The sequence below is a fragment of the Hymenobacter persicinus genome, assembly GCF_004167665.1.
Classification (GTDB): domain Bacteria; phylum Bacteroidota; class Bacteroidia; order Cytophagales; family Hymenobacteraceae; genus Hymenobacter; species Hymenobacter persicinus.
The window spans coordinates 50602-73457 of sequence record NZ_SEWE01000009.1; the positions used below are offsets into that span (position 1 = coordinate 50602).

Here is a 22856-nt window from a genome sequence, read left to right on the forward strand (position 1 = left end):
CTCCCTTCGCTTCTGCTCCCTCACCACCCCAAGCACCCTCCCCATGAAACTGGCGATTCTGTCGCGTGAGCCGAAGCTTTACTCTACCTCCCGCCTGGTGGAAGCCGCCCAGCTGCGCGGGCACGAGGTGGCGGTTATCGACCACCTGAAATGCAACCTGGTACTCGAAAAGGGCGCCCCCGGTATTGTCTATAATGATGCGCCGCTCGAAAAGATTGACGCCATCATCCCGCGCATTGGCGCCTCGGCCACGTTCTACGGCACGGCCGTGGTGCGGCAGTTCGAGATGATGAAAGTGAAAACCGCCGTCGAAAGCCAGGCCATTATCCGTTCCCGCGACAAGCTCCGCTCCATGCAGATTCTGTCGAGGGCCGGAGTGGGCATGCCCAAAACGGCGTTTACCAACTACTCCAACGAGGTGTCGGAGTTGATTGACCTCGTGGGCGGCGCCCCGGTTATCATCAAGCTGCTCGAAGGCACCCAGGGCCTGGGCGTGGTGCTGGCCGAGTCAGCCAAGGCCGCGCAGTCGGTGATTGAAGCCTTCCATAACCTGAAGGCCCGCATTATCGTGCAGGAGTTTATTGCCGAAAGCAAGGGCGCCGATTTGCGCGCCTTCGTGGTCAATGGCGAAGTGGTGGGCGCCATGAAGCGGCAGGGCAAGGAGGGCGAGTTTCGCTCCAACCTGCACCGGGGCGGCTCGGGCACACTGGTCAAGCTCAGCCGAGCCGAAAAAGCCGCTGCTCTGTTGGCCACCAAAGCCCTGGGTCTGGGCATTGCCGGCGTGGATATGCTGCAAAGCAAGCGGGGCCCGCTGGTGCTGGAGGTGAACTCCTCGCCCGGGCTGGAAGGCATCGAAAAAGCCACCGGCCTCGATATTGCCGGCAAAATCATCGAGTACACCGAGCAGCTCACCAAGCGCAAGACCAAGGCCAAAACAGCCACCAAAGCCAAGTCTGCCCCGGCTATGCCCGACAGCCAGTCGGACGTGCCGGCTTAGGGCTGAAGGGCAAAGGGCAGCCGGTAGGGGAGGACGCGGGGCGCGCAACCCCGGGCCGGGGCGGCGCGTTGTCAGAATGCGCAACCGTCGCTTTGTTTCGCCGCCTCGCCTCTAAATCCGTTGTCCTTGCTGCCTCCCAGGTCCCCGACCGACATGCTGCTGAACGGCCTGACCATCCGGCCCGGCGAGCGGGTGCTGACGCGCCTGGTGATTTCGCGCCTGCCCTCCGGAACGGTGATTGACGTGCCGGTGCACGTGTTTCGCTCCACCGTACCCGGCCCCACGGTGCTGCTGATGGCGGGCATGCACGGCGACGAGGTAAATGGCATTGAAACCATCCGGCGCCTGATTCGGCGCGACCTGCTGCGGCCCCTGCGCGGCACCATCATTGCCATTCCGATTCTTAACATATACGGCTTTCTCAATTTCAGCCGGGAAGTGCCCGACGGCAAGGACGTGAATCGGAGCTTTCCGGGGCACCCGCGCGGGTCGTTGGCCAGCCGCGTGGCCCACCGCTTCATGCGCGAAATCATGCCGCTGGTCGACTGTGGCATCGATTTTCACACGGGCGGGGCGGCCCGCTCCAACATGCCCCAGGTGCGCGGCCTGCTCGGCGACCCCGACACCGACGCGCTGGCCCGGGCCTTTGCGGCGCCCTTTACCCTGCACGCCGCCCTGCGGCCTGGCTCCCTGCGCGAAGCCGCGTTTCAGCAGCAAAAAACGATTATCGTCTATGAAGCCGGGGAGTCGCTGCGGCTCGATGAGGCGGGCATCGACGTGGCCATTGCGGGTACGTTTCGGGTGCTGCACCACTTGCAGATGGTAGCCGACGCCGCGCCCCCGGTCCAGCCGACCGTTATCTGCATGCGCCATACCTGGCTGCGGGCCAAGTTTGCGGGGTTGTTTCACAGCAACGTGCGCAACGGCGACTTTCTGGAAAAGGGCCAGGTCTACGGTAGCGTGGCCGACCCCTACGGCGAAACGTCGGTGCGGCTGGAGTCGCCGGTGACGGGCTACATCATCGGGCTCAACCACATGCCGGTCGTCAACCAGGGCGACGCACTGCTGCATATCGGCCTCACCGACCCCAAGCCGGCCCGGGCGGAGCTGAGCCCGCCGTTTCAGGAAAAGCCCGGCGGACCTCCGGAAACCGATTTTGATGAGCACGCCGAGGAGGAAGACGCCCAGCCCTAACGGGCCGCAGAAGTAGTAGACCGGAATGAGCAGCGCTAAAAATCGGGCTGGCGTACGGGTTTTTCCGTTTCTTTGGGGTGCTTTTGCCGGACCCGGAGCTTCTGCTTCAGCAGTACCCGCTTGTTGCGTCCGGCGCTTTTTATTTCGCAACCCCTTTTCTGAATGAACAACCCCTTGCGCCTGATTATCGACGCGGTTTTGGTACTTGCCGTAGCCGTGCTGTTTTACCTGCATTTCTCGTCCCGTCCCGCCGCGGCACCCGTCGCCAAGCCCGTCGTGGTAAAGGCCGCCACCGATACCACCGCCGCCGAGGTGGTAGAGCCCGAGCCTGAAACAACCGTCGCCGTGGCCGACACCAACAAGGTCGCCTACGTGGAGTCGGGCAAGCTGCTCGATGGCTACAAGGGCATGCAGGACGCCCGCCGGGCGTTTGAGGCCAAGGCCAAAGGCTGGGAGCAGCAGAACAACAGCCTGATTCGCGGCTTCCAGAGCGCCGTGCAGCAGTACCAGAAAACGGCCGAAAGCATGACGGCCGAGCAGCGCGCCGCCACCGAGCAGAAGCTTCAGGCCCAGCAGCAGCAGGCCGGGCAAGCCCAGGAGAAAATCCAGCGCCAGGCCCAGGAGGAAGAGGCCAAGATGACCCAGCGCGTACTGGAGCGCATCAACAAGCAGGTGGAAGCCTATGGCAAAGCCAACGGCTACAAGCTGATTCTGATTGCGGCTCCCAGCGGCACCATTGCCTACGGCCGCAAGGATATCGACATCACCACCAAGGTACTCAAGCACCTCAACGACGAATACAGCGCCAAAAAGTAGGCCCCCAGGCTAACGTTAGGCTTCGCAAAGCGCCGGCTGTTTTCCGAAACGGCCGGCGCTTTGTCGTTTACGTTTTGCCCGACCAGCCCGTCAGCATTAAACCCTGGCCCGCGTCCGCCATCCAAGCAGCAGTGCCGCCTCTAAAAACCGCGGCCTTCTGGCTATGAAAAATCTGCTCAAACTTCCTGCGCTGCTCGGGCTGCTTCTGCTGCTCGGCAGCGGCCTGACCAGCTGCGTGGCCTCCACCCAGGCCGTGGCCGTGCGCCCTTACCCGCCGCGGCGCGCCTATTACTACCCGCCCCGGCCCGTGGTGGTAGTGCCGGCGCCAGTGGTAGTGCGACCCCGCCCGATGATGGTGGTACCGGCCCGGCCTTACTATTATCAGCGCTACAACGCCCGCCCGCACCGCTACGTGCGGGTGCGCTAACGGCTGCTCTTCAGCAACAAAAAAGCCCCGGCCAGAGCGGCCGGGGCTTTTTTGTTGCCATTCACGGGAAAGGCGAAACTAGAACGTGAAGCGCAGGCTGACGGCGGCATCGTTGTAGAAGCCGGTGTAACCGTGGAATACTTCGAAGAAGGGCTTGTAGTCGACGCCCACCACGAAGGGCAGGTCCTGGAGCTTGTATTCGAGGCCCAGAATCAGGTCGGCGCCGATGGCGAGGTAGGTGTCCTCGTCGTAGCGGTAGTCCCGGACAACGTAGATGTCACCCTTGCGGCCTTTATAGTAGTAGCGGGCATCGGTGAAGTAGTAGCGGCCCTGGTAGGCCCCGGCGTGGAAGCCCGCGCCGTAGTAGAACTGCAGGCCTTTCACGTCGGCCACGCCCAGGTGCTTTTCACCGAGCAGGGTCAGGCGGGCACCGCGGGCTTTGTACTCCGTCGTGAGCAGCCCCTCGATGGCGACGCCGTTTTTGCCGCCCATAAAGTGCTTGATGGTGAGGCCCGAGGAGTAGCCGCCGCCGCGCAGACCGATGCCGGTGCTGTAGCCTGAGTTGCTGCTACCGCCGCCACTGCCGCTTTTCTTTTTGGATTGGGCCGAAGCCGAGAAACCCGCAAGCAGAAGCAGGGCAAATAAGAACGAAACTGTAGAACGCTTCATAGCTGAAGGAGGGAGAAATGGAAAGTAGGACAAAAGTAAGCAACGCAGCTTAAACCTGCCGCATTTTTGTCCCTTCCCGCGCTATTTCATCCGAGAGGTGGACGCGCACGCCACCTCCGTCGTCTTCGGCGGCTACCAGCATGGCCTGGGCCACAGCCTGGGCCGGCACTGCCCGGTACTTGCGCAGCGGACCCACTAAAATCGGGTTTATAAACCGCAGCAATACGGCGCCCAGTTGCTCCCCGGCCCGCTTTTGGGTTCGGTCGCCGAGCAGCAGGGAAGGGCGGAAAATATGGATGGCCCGGAACGGGACCTGGCGCACGGCCTGCTCCATCTCACCTTTTACCCGGTTGTAATAAATCCGGGATTCGGCATCCGCTCCCATCGCCGACACGACCATAAACTGGGCGGCAAAGTTGCCGGCCGTAATGGCCGCCAGCTTTACCACGTACAGGTAATCGACTTTGTAAAATGCCTCCTTCGAGCCCGCCTGCCGCATGGTGGTGCCCAGGCAGCAAAACACGTCGTCGGCAATGAGCGAGAGGCGGTGCTCCTCCAGGTAGTCGAGTTCCAGCACGCGCTGCTCCAGCTTGGGGTGCACGTGGGGCACGGGTCGCCGCCCTACCGCAATGACTTTGGCGTAGCGGTCGGAAGCCAGCAGCAACGGCAGTAGCTGCTGGCCAACCAAGCCGCTGGCGCCGGCAATGAGGGCGGTTTTCTGAAGTTTCATGGCGCGGTGGTGAAGTCGTCGGGAGGTCAGAGAAGTCCGGCAGTTGCATACGCAGGAATGCCGGCCGGGAATGAAACCGCCGCCGAAGAATTCAACGCGGGCTATTCTCCGCTGACCAGACGCGTTTCCTCGGGCGAGAGTTGTACGAGGCCGCGCTTGTAGAGCGTACCCAATGCTTTCTTGAACACTTTCTTGCTCATGCCCAGACGCCGGTAGATATCGTCGGGCTCACTTTTATCCGACAGCGGCAAGGCCCCGCCGGCCTTGCGCAGCACGTCCAGCAGGGTGTCGGCCGCGTCGAGGGCTTCGTCGTAGCCGGCTTTTTGCAGGCTGATGTCGAGCTTGCCATCGGGGCGCACCTGGCGCACGTAGCCGGTGGGCGTGTCGCCCAGGCGCAGGGGCCGAAACACCTCGTTGTGGTAGAGCAGGCCCTGGTGGGTGCCGTTGACGATGACGGGGTAGCCCAGCTCGGTTTCATCGGCCACGAACAGCTGCACCTGGTCGCCGGCCTGGCCCGTGAATTCCACGTCGGGCAGGTACCGCTCCCACTTAGCGTTGGCCACAATCCGGTCGGAAGTCTCATCCAGGTACACGAACACCGTCACGCGCTGGCCGGGGCGCAGGGCGCGGCGCTGGTTGCGGTAGGGCAAAAACAAGTCTTTCTCCAGGCCCCAGTCCAGAAACGCACCTACTTCCGACACGTCGCGCACGGTGAGGGCGGCAAACTCATTAATCTTGGCCAGCGGCTCCAGATTGGTGGCAATCAGGCGGTCCTCAGAGTCGCGGTACACGAACACGCGCAGCTTGTCGCCGATCTGGGTGCCCTCGGGCACGTATTTGCCGGGCAGCAGCAGGTCGCCGTCGTCGGAGGTCAGGTAAAGGCCGAAGTCGACCGCGCGGGCTACTTCCAGTTCGTTAAAATCGCCGAGCGCCAACATATGGTGGAGGTGTGAAATGGTGAAGTTGTGGGTGGGGGCAGCAAAGGTAACGTTCCTGGCGGCGCCCACAGCCTTCATACGCCGCAGCTGGCAAACGTTCCATCCAAGCCAGTAACAAGACTCCCGCGCCGGCTGGCCGAAAAGCTCACCACTTCACCACTACTCATACCGCACCAGGCCGGGCTGGGCGAAGCTGAAGTCGCTGAAGTCGTAGTAGGGGCGGGAGCTTTCGAAGATGCGCAGGCCGTTGGGCGAGTTCTGGCCGCGGGGGTAGAAGCCCAGCAGGATCTGCACGGTGCGGATGGCGGTGTACTCGTTGCGAAAGCGCAGGCCCAGGCCCACGCCGCTGTAGGGCGTATCCTGGAAAGGCAGCTCCCGGCCGGGCTTGGTCGCCAGCCAGGCCGCGTCCAGAAAGCCCACGGCCGCCATGCGGAAGCCCAGAAACGACACCGGCGTGTACACTGTGGCCTCGTAGTTTATCACGAAGCGACTCGTGCCCCGCAAGTCCACGGTGGGCTGAAAGCCGCGCAGGCCCCGTTCTCCGTCGATGGCCAGCAGCTGCTCGCCGGGAAAGCGGTTGAAGCCGAAAATGGCGCGGTTCCAGAAAAAGTGCCGCCACTGCCAGTTGCCGGTGTGGTAGAGGCGGGTGAAGTAGAGCAGCTCGGTGTGCAGCAGGCCCTGCTGCCAGTCCCCGTCGCGGTTGCGGATGTAGGAGCCAAACTCCCCGCTCAGGTAGAGGTAGCCGCTGCGCACGCTATAGCCGGCCGTGGAGGCACGCAGGGCGAAGTAGTGGCGGTTGGCATCGGCATTCCGCTCAAAGCCGCCCGTCAAACTCAGCAGCGTGCCGGTGGGCACGTCCTCGGTGCGGCCGAAGCCGAACAGGTACTTGTCCTTGTAGTAGCGCCGCACGCTGTAGCCGACCGTGCCGAGCAGGAGCGTGTTGTCGAGGTAGCTTGTGTTGGGCCGCTCCAGGTAATTGGTGTTGATGGTGCGGGCCGAAATGATGACGCGGCCGGGGTTTTCGTAGCCCAGATCGTAGCTGGGCAGGCGCAGGGAGCGGCCCACCCACAGATCCTGGCGGTTGAAGCGCAGCGGGTAAAACACGTAGGGCTCCCCGGGCGGGGGCTGGTCGAGCGTCACGCCCTGGTCAATCATGTTGAACGAGGCGGCGCCGGCGTACTTGGTATTAACCGAGTAGAACCCCCGCGCCACGGCCACCCCGGTTTCGCGGTACTGAAACGTGTTGCGGTAGCTGGCCTGGGCATTCACGAAGTTGCGGAACGGCACCACGTAGCTGCCCTCGTAGCTCCAGCTCTGGGGCTCGGAGCGGCCGTACTCGAAGCGGTTGCGGAACTGGTGGCCCTGGCCCAGAAAGTTCACGTCGCGCAGGGCAATGACGCCCGCGCCCACGTCGCGCAGCTGAATCGAGCCGCCGATGCTGAACAAATCCTTGGTGATAATCTGGATGTCGACGCTGTCCTGGTCGGTGGTAGCCTCGTTGACGAACACGCGGGCATCGAGAATTTCCGGGGTCTGGCGCAAGAGACGCTCCGACTCGGCCAGGGCCTGGGGCTTGAGCTCTTCGCCCACCCGAAACAGCAGCACCTGCCGCACCCGGGAGCGGACGGTTTTGATGTGCAGGGTGTTGGCCGTTTTTTCCAGAATGTTCTTCGGCTGCCGGTTTGGGTCGGTGATGCTGTAGCCGAAGGCATCGAGGGTGCTGATGTTGATGCTGCGAATCAGCTTGTAGTTGTGCTGGTCGAACTGCCGGTCGAGCAGCTGGGCGTCGAGGCCGGCGCGGTCCTCGCTGCGGGCCGTGAAGTTGAACAGCACCGAGGCGGCCTTGCCGGCAATGGTTTTGCGGCGGGTGTAGTTCTTGAGACCCAGCAGCACCTTCTCCTGGTCGAAGCGGCGGCGCAGGGAGTCGCGCCGCACCTCGGGCTGGGTGCGGGCCGAGTCGGTAATGGCGGGCTTAGTGGGTACGGGCTGCTGGGCCCGGGCGGCACCGGCCACGAGCAGCAGCGCCACCCCCAGGCAGCAGCGAACCAAAAACGAAGCGAAAACGGCGCGGGACATCAGCTAAAAGATACAACACAGCCGCCGCGCAGCAAGTGCAGTCACGACGGCCGGCGCAGAAGGCAGCAAGGTACGCATTGCCGGGCCGCAGCCGCAACTCGGCCCCGCCGGATTGTTGGGCTGCGGTGTCCCGACGGCTGCCGGCCCCTCCGGAGAAAATCCTGCTCCGGCACTTGGGGTAGCCGGCGGATGGCGGGAGGCTGATTCGGCCCGCGAAAAGCAGAAATAACCTGGGCTGTGAAGAAACTATTCCTAAAAAAATTAGCTTAACAATAGGTTGCTAAATCCAGAAGAGGCAACTATTTTTAAGCCGAAAACCAGCCTACATGAACGAGCGGATTCAGGAAAAGCTAAGCATATTAGCCGACGCGGCAAAGTACGACGTGTCGTGCTCGAGCAGCGGCGGTAAGCGCAAAAACGAGAACCGTGGCTTAGGCAATGCCGAGGGTATGGGCATCTGCCACTCCTACACTGAGGACGGCCGCTGCGTGAGCCTGCTCAAGATTCTGCTCACCAACCATTGCATCTTCGACTGCGCCTACTGCGTCTCGCGCCGCTCCAACGACGTGAAGCGCGCGGCCTTCACCGTCGATGAAGTCGTGGACCTGACCATGAACTTCTACCGCCGCAACTACATCGAGGGCTTATTCTTGAGCAGCGGCATCTTTTCCTCGCCCGACTACACCATGGAGCGGCTCGTGCGCATCGTCAAGAAGCTGCGCACCGAGCATAAGTTCAACGGCTACATCCACGTGAAAGCCATTCCCGGCGCTTCCGAGGAGCTCATTACCGAAGCGGCCCTGTACGCTGACCGGCTGAGCGTGAACATTGAGCTGCCCTCGGAAATGGCCCTGACCACCCTGGCGCCCGAGAAAAACTACCAGGAGATTCTGACGCCTATGGCCCAGATCCGGGACGGCATCCGCCAGAACAAGGAGGAAAAGGCCCTGTTCAAGAAAGTCCCGCAGTTTGCCACCGCTGGCCAGAGCACTCAGCTTATCGTGGGGGCTTCGGCTGAAAACGACCGGCAGATTATCCAGCTCACCGACTCGCTTTACAAGGGCTACGGCCTCAAGCGCGTCTACTACTCGGGCTACATTCCGATTACCGACGACGCCCGCCTGCCCCAGCTCACTCAGCCGCCCGTGATTCGGGAGCACCGCCTCTACCAGACCGATTGGCTGATGCGCTTCTACGGCTTCGAGGCTGACGAAATCCTGGACCCCGAGCACCCGTTTCTGGACCTCGAAATTGACCCCAAGCTGGCCTGGGCCTTGCGCAACCGCCACGTGTTCCCGGTCGACGTGAATACGGCCGAATACGAGATGATCCTGCGCATTCCCGGCGTGGGCGCCCGCTCGGCCAAGCGTATTGTGGCCGCCCGGCGCTTTACCACCATTACCCTCGACCACCTGCACAAGTTCGGCGTGGTGCTGAAGCGGGCCAAGTACTTCCTGACCTGCCGCGGCCAGGCCCTGGAAAAGCGCGACTACGACGAGCAGACCATCCGCCGCCAGATTCTGTTCGGGGCCGGCTCGGTCCGCTCGGCCCTGGTCACCCAGCAGCTTGACCTGTTTGCCCAAGCCAGCTGACCCCAATGTATCCCAGGCTAAACTGCTGAAGAGTTTGTGACGAGAGAAGTAGCCCCTAATATCCACCGCTTCACCTACCCCCGCATGAACTCACTTCGCAATTCTTCGCCTGCCTTTCTTTCTTCTGCCATGACGGTCTCTCACCGCGCTGCCGACGCGCCGGCAACTCCCCTCGAACCTCTTCAATCCGTGAAAGTGGCCCGCATGGCCTGCTGCTGCAAGCTTTCGGACCTGCTGCCGCTGGTGCAGCAGCTGCACGAAGCCGCCCGGGCCTCGGCTGCCGCCCGCCAGCGTTCGGAGGCAGCCTAAGCGGGGCTGGGCAACCCGCCCAGACCGGCGGGGGTAGGAGGACAATGACCTTTGACCTCGAGCACCACTTTGTTTCCACCAACGGCATCACCCTGCACGTGGTGCAGTGCGGACCGCCCGCCGGGCCGTTGGTGGTGTTGCTGCACGGTTTTCCGGAGTTTTGGTACGGTTGGCGGCATCAGCTGACGGCCCTGGCAGCTGCCGGTTACCGGGTGTGGGCTCCCGACCAGCGCGGCTACAATCTCAGCGACAAACCTGCCCGCGTGGCCGACTACCGCCTGCCCACGCTGGGCGCCGATGTGCTGGGGCTGTTAGAAGCGGCAGGCCAAAAAACAGCCGTTGTGGTCGGGCACGATTGGGGCGCGGCCGTGGCGTGGTGGCTGGCCGCGCAGCACCCCGACCGGCTCACGCGGGTCGCTATGCTGAACGTGCCGCACCCGGCGGTGCTGGGACGCGCCCTGCGTCGTACGCCGCGGCAGTTGCTTAAAAGCTGGTACATCTTCTTTTTCCAATTGCCGTGGCTGCCCGAAAAGCTGTTTGGACGGCGCCACTTCCGGTTTGGCCGCGGCGCCCTGCGCGGCACCAGCCGCCTCGGCACGTTCAGCGCCGACGACCTGCGTCGCTACACCACCGCCTGGTCGCAGCCCGGGGCCCTTACCGGCATGATTAACTGGTACCGGGCGGCTTTTCGCCGGGGAGGGCGGCGGGAGAAAATCGGGCGCGTCAGCATTCCCGTACGCCTGCTCTGGGGGCGGCAGGATGCCTTTCTGGAGCCGATTCTGGCCGAGCTGAGTTTGCAGGAGTGCGAGCAGGGCCAGCTCACGTATTTTGATTCGGCCACTCACTGGCTGCACCAGGAAGAGTCCGCGGCCGTAAACCACCTGCTGCTCGACTTCCTAGGCGGCGCTTAGTTATCCTCTCCTCGTATGGCTTCTTCCCGCTTGCCGCTGCGCCGGCCCCAGCACGTGCCCGGCCCGACCGAACCGCGCCTGCCACGGCCGGCGGCCCCGGCCCTGACCAACGCCCCGCTCGATTACACCTACGACGGCTCGTTTGAGGGGCTATTGACGGTTTTGTTTGCCATCTACGACCGGCGGGCGGCGCCCAACAGCATCCAGCCCACGGACGCGGTACAAGGCGGGTTGTTTGCCCAGGCCGTGGAAGTAGAAACCCACGAGGCCACGGCCGCCCGGGTCTGGGACGGGCTGCTGCGCCACATGGACGAAGAGGCCCGTACCCGGCTGTTTCACACCTTTCTGAGCGAGCAGCCCGACCGGGAGCTGCTGATTTTCCGCTACGCCGACCTGGCCATGCGCTCTGCCCGCGACATTGCGGACAACTACGCCGACGACAACGTGCGCCGCGTGGCCCGCATTGCCCAGCAGATGTACCGCGAAAAGCACCGGATGGAGGCTTTCGTACGCTTCGAGAAAACCGCCGATGGCCTGTTCCACGCCACCATCGAGCCCGACTTCGACGTGCTGCCCCTCATTGCCCCGCACTTCACCAAGCGCTACGCCGACCAGCGCTGGTTGATTTTCGACAAGCGTCGCCGCTACGGCCTGTACTACGACCTGCACCGGACCGACGTCGTGCAGTTTGATGCCGGCGCCAGCCCCCAGCGCACCACCGATATTTCGGCCACCGTGCTCGACGAGCGGGAGCCGCTGTTCAAGGTGCTTTGGCAGGCGTATTTCGACCACGTCAACATCCCGGAGCGCCGCAACATCAAGCTGCACCGCCGCCACATGCCCCTGCGCTACTGGAAATACCTGAGCGAAAAACAACCCCGGGAACAGCGCTTCGAGCCCATTAAGAATAAGCGCCCGATTCAGCCGGGAAATGCGTTGCTGGAATGAAAAGCGCTAATTTGCGGCGCTTTCGCCGGCCAAACTTCCGGCGGTGGCGTATGGCTTCCGGCCAACTACTGCCACCGGAAGCCGGGTCGCACCTTCTCAACCAGCGTATTTCATGGGTAACGTACTCGTTTTCGGGGGCTCCGGCCAGTTGGGCCAATGCCTGCAACGCGTTTCGCAGGACCGAAACCTGACGAACATTATTTTTCTGCCGGAAGAGCAGGCCAACATCCTGGACGTGCAGGTGCTGGAAGCGGCTTTTGCCCAACATCAACCCGCCTACTGCATCAACTGCGCCGCCTACACGGCCGTCGACAAGGCCGAGGACGAGCTGGAGCTGGCCCGCCGCATCAACAAAGAGGGAGTGGAAAACCTGGGCCGGCTGTGCGGCAAGCATGGCACTACGCTCATTCACATTTCCACCGATTTCGTGTTTGCCGGCACCGGTAACCAGCCCTTGGTGGAAACCGACGAAACGGCGCCCATCAGCGTATATGGCCTCACCAAGCTCGAAGGAGAGCAGGTGATTCCGGCCCATACCGCCCAGTATTTCATTCTGCGCACCAGCTGGCTGTACTCCGAATACGCCAACAACTTCGTCAAGACCATGCTGCGCTTTGGCCGGGAGCGGGACGAGATGCGCGTTATCTGGGATCAGCTCGGCACGCCTACCTACGCCATTGACCTGGCCGGCTGCATCCTGACCATCATCGAAAGCGCGAACAAGGCCTACGGCGTCTACCACTACAGCAACGAGGGCGTCACGTCGTGGTACGATTTTGCGGTGGCTATTTTTGAGCTCGGGGGCCTGCCCACGCGCACGGTGCCCATTCGCACGGCCGAGTACCCGACCAAAGCTACCCGGCCCGCTTACTCCGTGATGGACAAAACCAAAGCGAAAACTCAGCTGCAGATTGCCATTCCGCACTGGCGCGAAAGTCTGCGCGAGTGCATCAGCCGGTTGGCCCAGCAGCAGCCCGCCTAAGGCAGAGTAAACCAATCTGCTGCGAAAAAGCCGCCCGAACATAAGGTTTCGGGCGGCTTTTTCGCATTTTCAGTACCGGCAGCTACTGTCCTGGCTCCGCGGCCGGGTCGGGCGCGGTAGGAGCAGGCGGTGGATTTTGCAGCTCTGCCGCCGTGGCCGCCACTCCCGGATTGGCCGCGTACTGAAAGCCAATGGCGGGCTTGTCGGCGGCCGGAACCTCGGGAGTAGGTGCGGGCACTGGGGGCGGCATGCTCCCAACGGCCTGAGCGGCCGCAGCAGCTGGTTGGAGCGGCGTGCTGACGGATATTTCTATCGGAATGGAGAAGGTCAGCTTGGCAGGATTTTCCGGAACGGCGGGTGAGCCAGCATTGCCAAGTATCCCGCCCGCAGGAGCCGCCGCTTCCGCCGCCGGCGCAACGCTAAGGGCGCCGACGGGAAGGTTCACCACCGTCGCGGCGGGCGCTGGGCTCTGACCTGCCGCCGCTGCCGGGGCTGGAGCCGGGCCGCCTTGGGGCTGCGCAACAAGGTTTACCTGGGCGGTTGGGGCCGGGGCCGCGGTAGCTGCCGGAGCCGGAGCTAACGCCGAAGGCGGAGTGGGTGCTGCGGCCGCGGTAGGGGCTGCTGGTGCTTCCGCAACCGGGGCGGGAGTGGGAACCGGGGCCGGCGCGTTGGAAGAGTCGGCCGGCGGGGTGGAATGGTCTTGCGCGTCCATTGGAAAGAAGGAAAAGGGTGAAAAACAAACGGGCCAAGCCCGACCTGACTTTCTATTGCGGCCCGCGCAACTCGCAACCTAACCCTGTTTGCCTGCCTGCGCCCGAACCGTGTTAACCGGCCTCATCACTCCCCCAACAAACTTGCGCCGCTTAGAGCGTACTATCCCGTTAGCGTCTTTCCGGTCGCCGGTCAGGAGTGAATATTAGAATATGAATATACTAAAAAACGAACGGAAACGCACGGCTTTTTCGCGGTATATCAGCCGTAAAAGCGGTTGACTAGGTACGCCGTGACGCCAAACCCGAGGCCCACCGCACACACGCCCGGCCAGTGCAGGTGGGTCCAGGCCAGAGCACCCAGGTAGGAGCCAGCGGAGGCCCCGATAAAGCAGGCCGTCATATACACCGTGTTGAGCCGGCTGCGGGCCTCGGGCAGCAGCAGGAAGATGCGGGCCTGGTTGGAAATGTGGGTCATCTGCTGGCCCACGTCCAGCAGCACGACGCCGAGGATCAACCCAATCAGGTACAACCCGCCACCGGCCAGCAGGGCGTAAGCGCCCAAAAACAGCAGAATCCCCAGGTTCAGCGCGTAGTCGGCACCTTTGCGGTCAGCGGACTTGCCGGCGAAAGAGGCCGCAAAGGCGCCGCTGGCCCCGATGATGCCGAATAGCCCGGCCACGTCGCTGTGGTAGTGGTAGGTGCTTTCCAGAAAGAACACCAGCGAGGTCCAGAAGGCGCTGAAGCCGGCAAACATGCAGGCCCCTACCAGCGCCGAGCGGCGCAGCATGGGCAGGTCTCGAATCAGTGGGCCCAACGACTTAAGCAGGCTGGCGTAGCTGCCGGCAAACACGGGCTGGTTGCGGGGCAGCATCCGGGCCAGAATGCCGCAGAGCGCTACCATCAGGCCCGCGCCCAGCCAGAACATAGTGCGCCAGCCAAAATGAGCCCCCACGTAGCCGCTGATGGTGCGCGACACCAGAATGCCAATCAGCAGCCCGCTCATCACCTTGCCGATAACCCGGCCCCGCTCTTCGTCGCTGGCCAGGGAGGCCGCCATCGGAATCAGCAGCTGGGGCACGGCGCAGAAAATGCCGATGAGTAGGCTGGCCAGGGCCAGCAGAGCAAATGAAGGAGCCGCTGCTGCACCCGCCAGGCACACGGCCGAGCACAACAGCAAGCCCAGAATCAGGCTTTTCCGCTCCCGCTTGTCGCCGAGGGGCACCACGAACAAGAGCCCCAGCGTGTAGCCGACCTGGGTGACGGTGGCCACCAAACTCACTCGGCTGTCGGACACGCCGAAGGTCTTCCCGATTTCGGCCAGCAGGGGTTGGTTGTAGTAAATATTGGCCACGACCAGCCCGCAGGTAATGGCCATCAGCCACACCAGGGCCGGCGCGAGGGGAGAAGAGGGGGGAGAGAAACTAGGACGCAGGTCCTCTGTCACGGGCTGGGCTTCAGCCGCTACGGCTACTTTCATAAGGCAAAATACCGCCGCCGCGGGGTAGCGGCGGCGTGGTTGGCCTTGGTAAACAGCCAGCAGGACGGGAAAGTTGGTGGCCCGGCACTATTTGGGCTTTACCCCGCCGCGTATTGCTTCTTGTACAAGCCCGGCGTCATGCCTTCGTACTGCTTAAACAGCTTCTGAAAATACGCCGTGTTATTGAAGCCGGCCCGGAAGCAAACGTCGGCGACGGTGTTCAGAGGATGGCGCAGCAGCCGCTTGGCCTCGGCCAGCCGCTCCTGAATGATGTACTCGACCGGAGTGATGCCCAGTTCCCGCTTAAACACCCGGAAGAACGTGGCTTTGCTCATGCAGGCCAGGGCCGAGAGCTTATCGACGGTGAGCTGCTCGGTGAGGTGCTGCTTGATGTACTGCACCACGTGGGCGAAGCGGTGGGTGGTAACGTGCTGCTGGTAGTTGTGGAAAATCAGCTGCCGGGCCTGGGTCTGCATCAGGCGCACCAGCATTTCCTGCACCGTGAAACCGGCCAGCACGTCCTTGACGCGGCCCGTATCCTGGCTGAGCTGCACGAGGCGCTCCAGGGTGCCGGTCAGTTCGGGCGTGTTCTGAAAGTGGGCGTGCTCGGTGGTGTCGAGCTGCCAGGGCATGGTGGCCTCGGCCCGGGGATGCTCCTCGTTGAGCAGGTCGATGGTCTGGCGGATGGTATCGGTGGGAATGGCCACGGCCAGGCACTGGGTGGGCGTGGCTGCGTCGGCCTCGGGGAAGTCGATGACCATGGTCTGGTCTTCGCCCACAATCACCGATTCTCCGGGCAGGTACTCGAAGGCGGCGCGGCCGGCCAAGTGCATCACTTTCTTGCCCCGCAGCATGGTGGTCAGCACCAGGTTGCCCATGCTCAGCGGCACCTGGTGAGCCTGGCGGTGGGTTTCGAACACGTTGAGCTCAATCGCCTCCCGGCTGTAGACCGTGCGGTTTTCGACCAGCGTGGAAAGCTGGGCCGTGGGGTGCAGGGGCAAGGCAGTGGGCAGGTGAGCAGCGGACATGAGCGGCGGGTTAGGCGGGCAGAAAACCGAAAATAGCAAGCTGTTACTTAAGGTAGTAAGTCCTCACCAAAGTTGCGACGATACACCGCATTTGTGCGACGATAAGAGACTGATCCGGGCCGCCCAGCAACCTAGCTTGGCCTCGTCAAAAACGCACCGCCTTCCCACTCCAACAGCTACCCCATGGAAACTCTCGAAAAACCCTCCACCCTCGTGGCCCGCCCCGAGTTCAAAGCCAAGTACGACAACTTCATTGGCGGCCAGTGGGTCGCGCCCGTCAAAGGACAGTACTTCGACAACAGCTCCCCCGTCGACGGGCAGGTGTTTTGTCAGGTGGCCCGCTCGACCAAGGAAGACATTGAAATGGCCCTGGATGCGGCCCACGCGGCGTTCAAGACCTGGAAGCACTCCTCGGCTACCACGCGCAGTAACATGATGATGAAGATTGCCGACGTCATCGAGCAAAACCTGGCCCACCTGGCGGCCGTGGAGTGCATCGAAAACGGCAAGGCCGTGCGCGAGTGCATGGCCGCCGACCTGCCGTTGGTCGTGGACCACTTCCGCTACTTCGCCGGCGTGATTCGGGCCGAGGAGGGCTCCGCTACCGAACTGAACGAAACGACCCTCTCGCTCAACATTCAGGAGCCGCTGGGTGTGATTGGGCAAATCATTCCCTGGAACTTCCCACTGCTGATGGCCACCTGGAAGCTGGCCCCGGCCCTGGCCGCCGGCTGCACCGTGGTGATGAAGCCCGCCGAGCAGACGCCAACCAGCATTCTGGTGCTCATGGAGCTGATTCAGGACTTGGTGCCCGCTGGCGTTATCAACATCGTCAACGGCTTCGGGCTGGAGGCCGGCAAGCCCCTGGCCTCCTCGCCGCGGGTGCAGAAGGTGAGCTTCACGGGGGAAACCACCACCGGCCGCCTGATTTTGCAGTACGCCGCCGAAAACATCATTCCCGTCACGATGGAGCTGGGTGGCAAGTCGCCGAATATCTTCTTCAAGAGCGTACTCGATGCCGACGACGACTTCCTCGACAAGGCCATTGAGGGCGCCGTCATGTTTGCCCTGAACCAGGGGGAAATCTGCACCTGCCCCTCGCGCATGCTGGTGCAGGAAGACATCTACGACGAGTTCGTGGCCCGCGTCATCGAGCGGGTGAAGGCCATCAAGCTCGGCAACCCCCTCGACCTCGACACGATGATGGGCGCCCAGGCCAGCCACGACCAGTTTGAGAAAATCCTGAGCTACCTCGAAATCGGTAAGGCCGAGGGTGCCGAGGTGCTCTGCGGCGGCGACGCCTACCAGCAGCAGGACGGCGCCCTGGCCGAAGGCTACTACATCCAGCCCACCGTGTTTCGGGGCCACAACAAGATGCGCATCTTCCAGGAGGAAATCTTCGGCCCGGTCTTGTCGGTTACCACGTTCAAAACGGTGGAAGAGGCTATTGACATTGCCAACGACACGCTCTACGGCCTCGGCGCCGGCGTCTGGACCCGCGACGCCCACGAGCTCTACGAGGTGCCTCGGGCCATTCAGGCCGGCCGGGTTTGGGTCAACTGCTACCACGACTACCCCGCCGGTGCGCCCTTCGGCGGTTACAAGGCCTCGGGCTTCGGCCGCGAAAACCACAAGATGATGCTCAGCCATTACCGCCAGAACAAAAACATGCTCATCAGCTACAGCCAGAAACCGCTGGGGTTCTTTTAGACCGGCTGCCGCTGCGTAAGTAGCACGTAAAAGGACGTCATGCTGAGCGAAGTCAAAGCATCTGGCGTGCCCTGGTTGGAGTACCAATCCGAGGCCAGCCCATGAAATGCTTCAGCTCAGCATGGCGTTCTATCTTTTCCCTTTGTGCACGCCCCCATGTCCGCTCTCACTCCCCGCGTCCTGTCTACCCCGGCCGCCGAAGCTACCATTGACCTGCTGCGCGACGAGCACGGCCCGCTGATGTTTCACCAGAGCGGGGGCTGCTGCGACGGGTCCTCGCCGATGTGCTTCACCCAAGGCGAGTTCCGCGTGGGCGCCTCCGACGTGTGGCTGGGCCAGATCCACGGCTGCGACTTCTTTATGAGCGCCGCCCAGTTTGCGTACTGGCAGCACACCCAGCTCACCGTCGACGTGACCAGGGGCCGGGGTGCGAGCTTCTCCCTGGAAATTCCGCTGGGCGTGCGGTTCCTGATTCGCTCCCGGCTGTTTACGCAGGAAGAGGCCCGGCACATGGCGCCCATCTACGACGGGGAGCAGTACCTGACCCGGCCTCCCGAGGTCTAAGTGAAATTCTGAGGCCAGAAAAAAGGCCCGGCTGCTACCAGCCGGGCCTTTTGCGCGTAGTACGGGCATGACTTCGGACCTGCTGCTGCAAGTAAAGGACAGTTTTACCCTCACCGGGCTGGGCGTGCTGCTGCTGCCCGCCGGCTCCGTGCCCGCCCTCACCCAGCTAGACCTGCACACGGTCTGGGCGGTAGAGGTACTGTGGCCCGACGGGCACCGGGAGGCGGCCGTGGCGAGCGTGGAGGAAATAACCCGGCCTGGCAGCAGCGCGAGCGGTGGGGCAACCCAGGAGCGGGGCCTGCTGCTGACGCACGAAGGAGCCGCGACCGTGCCCACCGGCACGCGGGTGTTCCTGGCGGAGCCGGCGGCAATGTAAAAAGCCCGTCGTGCGGGGCACAACGGGCTTTTCAAAGAGAGGCTAGCGGACTAGCGCACCCGTACGGGCAAGCCTTCGAGCTGGGCGTAGCTGAGCTTCCAGATGCCCTTGGCGTTCTTTTTCCAGAGCAGGATGAAGTTGCCTTCGCCCTGACCCATCGGAACGCCGGGCGAGGTTGGGATGACGTCCACGTTATAGGTGCCGCCTTCGTAGGCCGTCTGCGCGTCGGTGCCTGAGCTGGCTACGTTCAGGCGCAGATTGGAAATAGTGCCCATCGTTTCGCGCACCCAGCGGTTGGAAACTTCGGATCGGCCCTGAAAATGAGTTTCACCCTGCAAAAAGTGCACATCGTCCGCGAACATCGTATCCAGCTGGATGGCGTTTTTGCTGTTCCAGGCGCTGATAAACTGCTGATCAAGGGTCTGCGCCGTTACTGCCGGGTTGGCGGCCGTGTCGGCCGTCTTGGTGCAGGAAGTGGCCAGGGCCGCGGAGAGAGGCAACATCCAAAGGAGGGACTTCATAAATCCAGGTTTTGGTGAATGATGTAAAAAGAATTTCGCCGACCCCGGCGCAGGGCTGGAGTCGGCGAAATTAGCGGAAATCGGGACTTACCAGCTCTTTCTGCGTACTTCCGAGGTGGAGTAGGCGCTGTTCCGGTCACCGTACGACTCGTTAGGCAGGTAGCCTGAAGCTACGGGGCCGTTGCTAGCCGTCAGCATCATGGGCGTGGAGGCGGCGAAGCCACTGGCCATGGCGGGGTACTGCTGTTGTTGCTTGGCCTGAGCCAGCTCGGCCTTACGCTCGGCAGCATCGACGCGGCGGGCCAGGGCCTGGCGCTCGGCCCGCTCATTAGCGGCGCGGTTAGCGGCAGCCTGACGGGCGGCGGCGGCGGCGGCAGCCTGCTTGCGCTTATTGTCGGTGTGCTTACCGATGGCGTAACCTACGCCGGCACCAGCCACGCCACCCACGGCCCCACCCACTACGCGGTTGCGCTTGTTGATGAGGGCACCGGCGGCACCACCACCCAGCGCGCCGATAACGGCACCTTTAGCCTGGGGGCTCCATTTACCATTTTGAGCCTGGGTCTGATTGCTGAATACAGCCGTAACCATCATTACCAGGGCGAGAATCCAACTGAACTTTTTCATGGCTAAATCTTTAGGGGTTAAGCAACCTGCTTGGTCAGTTCTACCGGGACTTTTGCAAGCACCGTGCCAAGGCAGGTCGCCACGTTTTAGCGAAGTGGCTGCATATACGCCATTCGGGGGGTATTTGGTTCCCTTGCCCCCAACGACTGCACTGCGCCGTAGCCTCGTTTTTTGCTGATTCAGGCCTCTGGGCGCCGTTATTTGGTTAGCCAGCCGTTGGCATCGAGCCAGTTCTGCAGGCGGTCCATCCAGCTGTCCTTGGTGGTCTTGTTGTTCAGCCCGAAGCCGTGTCCACCCTTCGGATACAGGTGCATTTCGGCCGGCACCCGGTGCTGCACGCAGGCTTCGTAGAACCGCACGCTGTTGAGCACGGGCACCGTCTTGTCGTCCTGGGCGTGGACCAGAAACGTGGGCGGCGTCTGGGCCGTGACCTGCTGCTCGTTGGAGTACAGGCGGATCTGCTCGGGGGTAGGAGCGTCGCCGAGCAGGCTCTTGCGGGAGCCGCCGTGGGCCAGGCTGTCGGTGAAGCTAATAACGGGGTAGAGCAGGACCAGAAAGTCGGGCCGGACGGAGGTGTTGTCGGTGGTTTCGCCGGCGGGCTTGGCGAAGTGCGTGCCGGCGGTGGCCGCCAAGTGCCCGCCGGCCGAGAAGCCCATCATCCCGATGCGGGCGGGGTTAACGCCGTACTCGGCAGCCTTCTGCCGTACCAGCCGCAGGGCCTGCTGGGCATCCTGGAGCGGAGCCGTGGCTTTGTCAACCTGGCTGTGGTCGTTGGGCAGGCGGTACTTGAGCACGAAAGCGGTGATGCCCAACTCGGTCAGGCGCCTGGCCACGTCGGTACCTTCGTGGTCCATCGACAGGCGTACGTAGCCGCCGCCCGGACACACGATGACGGCCGTGCCGTTGGCCTTATCCTTGGCTGGCCGAAACACCTGGAGCGTAGGCTGCACCACATTGGACACCCGCACCCCACCGTTGGGCAGCGTGATGCTGGTTTCTTTCACGTCGGAGGCAATGGAGTTGGGAATCGTGCCGCTGTAGAGCGACACCACCGCCTGGGCCGAGGTCAAGTGAGTAGCAGCGCCAATCATCAGGAGAGTAGCAAGTAGCTTTTTCATGGAGAAACATACGTTGGAGGGCGTAAGATAGGTGGCGTTTCACGCTGCCGCCAGTAGGGAGTTTTCCTAACAGCCCGGGGCCGGGTCCTGGGTCGTGCGCCGCCCTGTGCGGAAAGTCCGGAGCAGAGCCGACTACCCCTCTAATGCCCCGGGATAGGTCCAGCACGTGTGCAGGACGTATCCCGAACCTTTCGGAAGGCATCAGCACGTGTGCTGGTTTTATCCCGAGACCTTATGATAAGATCAGCACACGTGCAGGATATATCCGAAGCCCTTAGGAAAGCCTCAGCACCGGTGCTAGCTATAAGCAAAGCCCTCGGGATACGTCCTGCACACGTGCTGAACCTATCCCGAGGGCTTTGGAGAAAACAATGCTGCTGCCGGACTTAATGAGGCGGCAGCAGGGCTACTACCGGGCTTTTGAGCGGAGCCTTGCGCTTGGGGTTGCGCGTGGGAAGCCGGTCGTAAGCGAAGTAAGTGCGGGCCGTGGCCGGGTGCAGCCGGTGCACGTACAGGGCCGCGCAATGTACAGTCCACAGTGCGTCGGCCAGAGCCAAGGCCTCGGGACCAAGGGCCAGAATGGTATCTTTTATGGCCTTGCGGCCCTGATTTTTGGTGGCCGTGGCGCCGGTATAGGCCGTGAGCAGAGCGCGGGTTTGGGCCCCGGCAGCCTGGATGGCCGTTTCCTCGTGCTTTTCGAGCTGCTCCACGTAGGCCGTGAAGCGGATCAGGCGCTTTACCTTCGAGGCCTGAGTGAGGCCGCTGAGCTTATCGGGATAAAACAGCGCCTTTTCTGCCGGGTAATCATAGAAGCGCGGCTGGAGTAGCTTCTTGTCGGTGGCCTGCACCTGCTTCTTGAGGCTCTCGAAGGCCTCGTCCTCAGTTTGGGTACCGCTTTGCCGCTGACCGCCGCCGGCGGTGCGCCCGCTCAGGCGGCTACGGAAGGCTTCGAGGGCGGCTTGCAGGGCGGGCCGCTCATCGCGCAATAGTTTGGCTACCGCGGCGGGCCGCAGGGCTTCCAGGGTGAAGTCGGCAAAGGCGGCCAGCGCGTCGCGCGAGGCCTGTAGGCGCCGGAAATGGTTGTCGTACCGTTCGTCGTACATAACGGGGAGTAGGAAAAAGGAAAAGGATAGGACAAGTGGCCGGAGCGGGGGATAAGCGCGGTGTGTAACGGGGCCCGGGCCAGGCGGATAGGGTAGCGGTAACTGGAGGTAAGATGCACAGAACCGTCAAGAAATACAACCCGTGCACTACGAACCGTGCGCCAGCTGTCGGCGGGCTGCGTCCGGCGCAAGTCGGGGCGTAAAGGCACAAAAAAAGGCCCGCTGCGTGCAGCGGGCCTTTGTAATGGTAGCTACTCCGTCACCCAGGTCACCTTGTCTTCGATGGGCTTGCGCAGGTTGCGGCCGGGTTGCTGGGCCACGTAGCCCAGGTAGAAGAAGCCGAGCAACTTGTCCTCGGGGCCGAGGCCGAAGAAGGGCTTGGCTTCCTCCAGGTAAGTAATGCCGCCTGAGCCCCAGTAGCCGCCCACGCCGTGGGCCACGGCCGTCAGGTGCAGGTTCTGCACGGCGCAAGCCACGGCCTCAATTTCCTCGATTTCGGGCAGCACGTGGTGGCGCTTCATGCCGATGGCAATGACGTGGGAGGCCAGCAGCGGATTCTGGGCCAGCTTCTGGGCCTTCTTCTCATCCACGAACTCCCCGGCCTGCTGCCGGTAGAGGCCCGACTGAAACTCGGCCAGCTTCCGCAAGCCCGCACCCCTGAACACCACGAACCGCCAGGGCTCGGTGCGCTTGTGGGTGGGCGCCCAGTTGGCATTTTCCAGCATCTGCTCCACAATGTCGTCGGGCACCACGCGGCCGGGCTCAAACTGAATCGGCTGGATGCTGCGCCGGGCCCGGATGAGGGCGTCAAACTGGGCGGGCGTGGGCAGGGCAGTGGTGTCGGGGGCGTCGGACATGAGCAGGAGGATTGAACGAAGGAATCAGGGGAAGAAGAAATCAGGTAGAGAAGAACGTCAGGCTGGGCGAAGGTGCAGCCGTAGTCGAGGCATTTCTCCCGCCATAGTAAATACCCCTCCAACGAAGCGGGAGAGATGCTTCGACAAGCTCAGGATGACAGTTGCGTTGGCAA

24 protein-coding genes are annotated in these 22856 nt (G+C 62.8%); 12 read left to right on the forward strand and 12 right to left on the reverse strand.

The features are described from left to right. Positions 1-43 precede the first annotated feature (43 nt). The 4 genes from rimK (at position 44) to EWM57_RS06145 (ending at position 3434) form a co-directional block, all read left to right on the forward strand. Positions 44-997 carry a 30S ribosomal protein S6--L-glutamate ligase gene (gene rimK / locus EWM57_RS06130; RefSeq protein WP_129920258.1) on the forward strand — a complete coding sequence of 318 codons (954 nt, stop codon included), beginning with the start codon at positions 44-46 and terminating at the stop codon, positions 995-997. A 126-nt stretch (positions 998-1123) separates the two neighbouring features. Next, positions 1124-2191: a succinylglutamate desuccinylase/aspartoacylase family protein gene (locus tag EWM57_RS06135; RefSeq protein WP_242509997.1), complete on the forward strand. Its 1068-nt coding sequence runs from the start codon at positions 1124-1126 to the stop codon at positions 2189-2191. Positions 2192-2353: 162 nt separating this feature from the next. Continuing rightward, complete coding sequence (locus EWM57_RS06140; RefSeq protein WP_129920259.1) at positions 2354-3007, forward strand: OmpH family outer membrane protein; 654 nt, start codon at positions 2354-2356, stop codon at positions 3005-3007. A gap of 163 nt (positions 3008-3170) precedes the next feature. Further along, positions 3171-3434, forward strand: coding sequence for a hypothetical protein (locus EWM57_RS06145; RefSeq protein ID WP_129920260.1), 264 nt, complete (start codon positions 3171-3173; stop codon positions 3432-3434). A 78-nt stretch (positions 3435-3512) separates the two neighbouring features. On the opposite strand, the gene EWM57_RS06150 is transcribed toward EWM57_RS06145, so the two are convergent. The 4 genes from EWM57_RS06150 to EWM57_RS06165 all read right to left on the reverse strand — a co-directional run bounded on the left by EWM57_RS06150 (position 3513) and on the right by EWM57_RS06165 (position 7847). Then, positions 3513-4103: a hypothetical protein gene (locus EWM57_RS06150; protein ID WP_129920261.1), complete on the reverse strand. Its 591-nt coding sequence runs from the start codon at positions 4101-4103 to the stop codon at positions 3513-3515. 49 nt (positions 4104-4152) lie between these two features. Beyond that, the gene (locus tag EWM57_RS06155; protein WP_129920262.1) at positions 4153-4833 is read right to left on the reverse strand and encodes an NAD-dependent epimerase/dehydratase family protein; all 681 of its coding nucleotides are present in this window, start codon (positions 4831-4833) and stop codon (positions 4153-4155) included. A gap of 101 nt (positions 4834-4934) precedes the next feature. Continuing rightward, on the reverse strand, positions 4935-5771 hold the full coding sequence (locus tag EWM57_RS06160; protein ID WP_165370430.1) for a CvfB family protein: 837 nt from the start codon (positions 5769-5771) through the stop codon (positions 4935-4937). Positions 5772-5930: 159 nt separating this feature from the next. Beyond that, the gene (locus tag EWM57_RS06165) at positions 5931-7847 is read right to left on the reverse strand and encodes a BamA/TamA family outer membrane protein (RefSeq protein WP_129920263.1); all 1917 of its coding nucleotides are present in this window, start codon (positions 7845-7847) and stop codon (positions 5931-5933) included. 326 nt (positions 7848-8173) lie between these two features. Here EWM57_RS06165 and EWM57_RS06170 point away from each other — a divergent pair, with 326 nt between their 5' ends. The 5 genes from EWM57_RS06170 (at position 8174) to rfbD (ending at position 12589) form a co-directional block, all read left to right on the forward strand. After that, positions 8174-9439 (forward strand): putative DNA modification/repair radical SAM protein, encoded by a 1266-nt coding sequence (locus EWM57_RS06170; RefSeq protein ID WP_129920264.1) that lies wholly within the window; start codon positions 8174-8176, stop codon positions 9437-9439. 129 nt (positions 9440-9568) lie between these two features. Beyond that, on the forward strand, positions 9569-9748 hold the full coding sequence (locus tag EWM57_RS06175; protein WP_129920265.1) for a hypothetical protein: 180 nt from the start codon (positions 9569-9571) through the stop codon (positions 9746-9748). 44 nt (positions 9749-9792) lie between these two features. Continuing rightward, positions 9793-10659: an alpha/beta fold hydrolase gene (locus EWM57_RS06180; protein ID WP_129920266.1), complete on the forward strand. Its 867-nt coding sequence runs from the start codon at positions 9793-9795 to the stop codon at positions 10657-10659. Positions 10660-10674: 15 nt separating this feature from the next. Next, positions 10675-11607 carry a TIGR03915 family putative DNA repair protein gene (locus EWM57_RS06185; RefSeq protein WP_129920267.1) on the forward strand — a complete coding sequence of 311 codons (933 nt, stop codon included), beginning with the start codon at positions 10675-10677 and terminating at the stop codon, positions 11605-11607. A gap of 112 nt (positions 11608-11719) precedes the next feature. Further along, positions 11720-12589 carry a dTDP-4-dehydrorhamnose reductase gene (rfbD, locus tag EWM57_RS06190; RefSeq protein ID WP_129920268.1) on the forward strand — a complete coding sequence of 290 codons (870 nt, stop codon included), beginning with the start codon at positions 11720-11722 and terminating at the stop codon, positions 12587-12589. Positions 12590-12671: 82 nt separating this feature from the next. On the opposite strand, the gene EWM57_RS21095 is transcribed toward rfbD, so the two are convergent. The 3 genes from EWM57_RS21095 to EWM57_RS06205 form a co-directional block, all read right to left on the reverse strand. After that, positions 12672-12827: a hypothetical protein gene (locus EWM57_RS21095; protein WP_165370431.1), complete on the reverse strand. Its 156-nt coding sequence runs from the start codon at positions 12825-12827 to the stop codon at positions 12672-12674. A gap of 734 nt (positions 12828-13561) precedes the next feature. Next, complete coding sequence (locus EWM57_RS06200) at positions 13562-14779, reverse strand: MFS transporter (RefSeq protein WP_129920269.1); 1218 nt, start codon at positions 14777-14779, stop codon at positions 13562-13564. Positions 14780-14877: 98 nt separating this feature from the next. Then, the gene (locus EWM57_RS06205; RefSeq protein ID WP_129920270.1) at positions 14878-15807 is read right to left on the reverse strand and encodes an AraC family transcriptional regulator; all 930 of its coding nucleotides are present in this window, start codon (positions 15805-15807) and stop codon (positions 14878-14880) included. Positions 15808-15990: 183 nt separating this feature from the next. Between EWM57_RS06205 and EWM57_RS06210 the strand changes: the two genes are divergently transcribed. The 3 genes from EWM57_RS06210 to EWM57_RS06220 all read left to right on the forward strand — a co-directional run bounded on the left by EWM57_RS06210 (position 15991) and on the right by EWM57_RS06220 (position 18457). Then, a complete protein-coding gene (locus EWM57_RS06210) occupies positions 15991-17517 on the forward strand; it encodes an aldehyde dehydrogenase family protein (RefSeq protein WP_129920271.1) in 1527 nt (508 codons plus the stop codon). Between the two features lie 156 nt (positions 17518-17673). Beyond that, positions 17674-18081 carry a DUF779 domain-containing protein gene (locus EWM57_RS06215; protein WP_129920272.1) on the forward strand — a complete coding sequence of 136 codons (408 nt, stop codon included), beginning with the start codon at positions 17674-17676 and terminating at the stop codon, positions 18079-18081. A gap of 67 nt (positions 18082-18148) precedes the next feature. Next, the gene (locus tag EWM57_RS06220; protein WP_129920273.1) at positions 18149-18457 is read left to right on the forward strand and encodes a hypothetical protein; all 309 of its coding nucleotides are present in this window, start codon (positions 18149-18151) and stop codon (positions 18455-18457) included. 50 nt (positions 18458-18507) lie between these two features. Here EWM57_RS06220 and EWM57_RS06225 read toward each other — a convergent pair whose 3' ends face one another. The 5 genes from EWM57_RS06225 to EWM57_RS06245 all read right to left on the reverse strand — a co-directional run bounded on the left by EWM57_RS06225 (position 18508) and on the right by EWM57_RS06245 (position 22683). Then, entirely contained in the window at positions 18508-18978 is a 471-nt protein-coding gene (locus EWM57_RS06225) for a DUF4440 domain-containing protein (protein WP_129920274.1), read from the reverse strand. A gap of 87 nt (positions 18979-19065) precedes the next feature. After that, the gene (locus EWM57_RS06230) at positions 19066-19605 is read right to left on the reverse strand and encodes a glycine zipper domain-containing protein (protein ID WP_129920275.1); all 540 of its coding nucleotides are present in this window, start codon (positions 19603-19605) and stop codon (positions 19066-19068) included. Positions 19606-19802: 197 nt separating this feature from the next. Further along, complete coding sequence (locus EWM57_RS06235) at positions 19803-20723, reverse strand: alpha/beta hydrolase (protein ID WP_129920276.1); 921 nt, start codon at positions 20721-20723, stop codon at positions 19803-19805. A 386-nt stretch (positions 20724-21109) separates the two neighbouring features. Then, positions 21110-21826 carry a nitrogenase component 1 family protein gene (locus EWM57_RS06240; protein ID WP_129920277.1) on the reverse strand — a complete coding sequence of 239 codons (717 nt, stop codon included), beginning with the start codon at positions 21824-21826 and terminating at the stop codon, positions 21110-21112. 251 nt (positions 21827-22077) lie between these two features. Continuing rightward, on the reverse strand, positions 22078-22683 hold the full coding sequence (locus EWM57_RS06245) for a nitroreductase family protein (RefSeq protein WP_129920278.1): 606 nt from the start codon (positions 22681-22683) through the stop codon (positions 22078-22080). Between the last annotated feature and the right edge of the window lie 173 nt (positions 22684-22856).

What these genes read in the sequence shown, in the direction of transcription:
- rimK (WP_129920258.1), top strand. Translation starts at nt 44, where the DNA reads ATGAAACTGGCGATTCTGTCGCGTGAGCCGAAGCTTTACTCTACCTCC.
- EWM57_RS06140 (WP_129920259.1), top strand. Translation starts at nt 2,354, where the DNA reads ATGAACAACCCCTTGCGCCTGATTATCGACGCGGTTTTGGTACTTGCC.
- EWM57_RS06145 (WP_129920260.1), top strand. Translation starts at nt 3,171, where the DNA reads ATGAAAAATCTGCTCAAACTTCCTGCGCTGCTCGGGCTGCTTCTGCTG.
- EWM57_RS06150 (WP_129920261.1), bottom strand. Translation starts at nt 4,103, where the DNA reads ATGAAGCGTTCTACAGTTTCGTTCTTATTTGCCCTGCTTCTGCTTGCG.
- EWM57_RS06155 (WP_129920262.1), bottom strand. Translation starts at nt 4,833, where the DNA reads ATGAAACTTCAGAAAACCGCCCTCATTGCCGGCGCCAGCGGCTTGGTT.
- EWM57_RS06160 (WP_165370430.1), bottom strand. Translation starts at nt 5,771, where the DNA reads ATGTTGGCGCTCGGCGATTTTAACGAACTGGAAGTAGCCCGCGCGGTC.
- EWM57_RS06165 (WP_129920263.1), bottom strand. Translation starts at nt 7,847, where the DNA reads ATGTCCCGCGCCGTTTTCGCTTCGTTTTTGGTTCGCTGCTGCCTGGGG.
- EWM57_RS06170 (WP_129920264.1), top strand. Translation starts at nt 8,174, where the DNA reads ATGAACGAGCGGATTCAGGAAAAGCTAAGCATATTAGCCGACGCGGCA.
- EWM57_RS06175 (WP_129920265.1), top strand. Translation starts at nt 9,569, where the DNA reads ATGACGGTCTCTCACCGCGCTGCCGACGCGCCGGCAACTCCCCTCGAA.
- EWM57_RS06180 (WP_129920266.1), top strand. Translation starts at nt 9,793, where the DNA reads ATGACCTTTGACCTCGAGCACCACTTTGTTTCCACCAACGGCATCACC.
- EWM57_RS06185 (WP_129920267.1), top strand. Translation starts at nt 10,675, where the DNA reads ATGGCTTCTTCCCGCTTGCCGCTGCGCCGGCCCCAGCACGTGCCCGGC.
- rfbD (WP_129920268.1), top strand. Translation starts at nt 11,720, where the DNA reads ATGGGTAACGTACTCGTTTTCGGGGGCTCCGGCCAGTTGGGCCAATGC.
- EWM57_RS06200 (WP_129920269.1), bottom strand. Translation starts at nt 14,779, where the DNA reads ATGAAAGTAGCCGTAGCGGCTGAAGCCCAGCCCGTGACAGAGGACCTG.
- EWM57_RS06205 (WP_129920270.1), bottom strand. Translation starts at nt 15,807, where the DNA reads ATGTCCGCTGCTCACCTGCCCACTGCCTTGCCCCTGCACCCCACGGCC.
- EWM57_RS06210 (WP_129920271.1), top strand. Translation starts at nt 15,991, where the DNA reads ATGGAAACTCTCGAAAAACCCTCCACCCTCGTGGCCCGCCCCGAGTTC.
- EWM57_RS06215 (WP_129920272.1), top strand. Translation starts at nt 17,674, where the DNA reads ATGTCCGCTCTCACTCCCCGCGTCCTGTCTACCCCGGCCGCCGAAGCT.
- EWM57_RS06220 (WP_129920273.1), top strand. Translation starts at nt 18,149, where the DNA reads ATGACTTCGGACCTGCTGCTGCAAGTAAAGGACAGTTTTACCCTCACC.
- EWM57_RS06225 (WP_129920274.1), bottom strand. Translation starts at nt 18,978, where the DNA reads ATGAAGTCCCTCCTTTGGATGTTGCCTCTCTCCGCGGCCCTGGCCACT.
- EWM57_RS06230 (WP_129920275.1), bottom strand. Translation starts at nt 19,605, where the DNA reads ATGAAAAAGTTCAGTTGGATTCTCGCCCTGGTAATGATGGTTACGGCT.
- EWM57_RS06235 (WP_129920276.1), bottom strand. Translation starts at nt 20,723, where the DNA reads ATGAAAAAGCTACTTGCTACTCTCCTGATGATTGGCGCTGCTACTCAC.
- EWM57_RS06240 (WP_129920277.1), bottom strand. Translation starts at nt 21,826, where the DNA reads ATGTACGACGAACGGTACGACAACCATTTCCGGCGCCTACAGGCCTCG.
- EWM57_RS06245 (WP_129920278.1), bottom strand. Translation starts at nt 22,683, where the DNA reads ATGTCCGACGCCCCCGACACCACTGCCCTGCCCACGCCCGCCCAGTTT.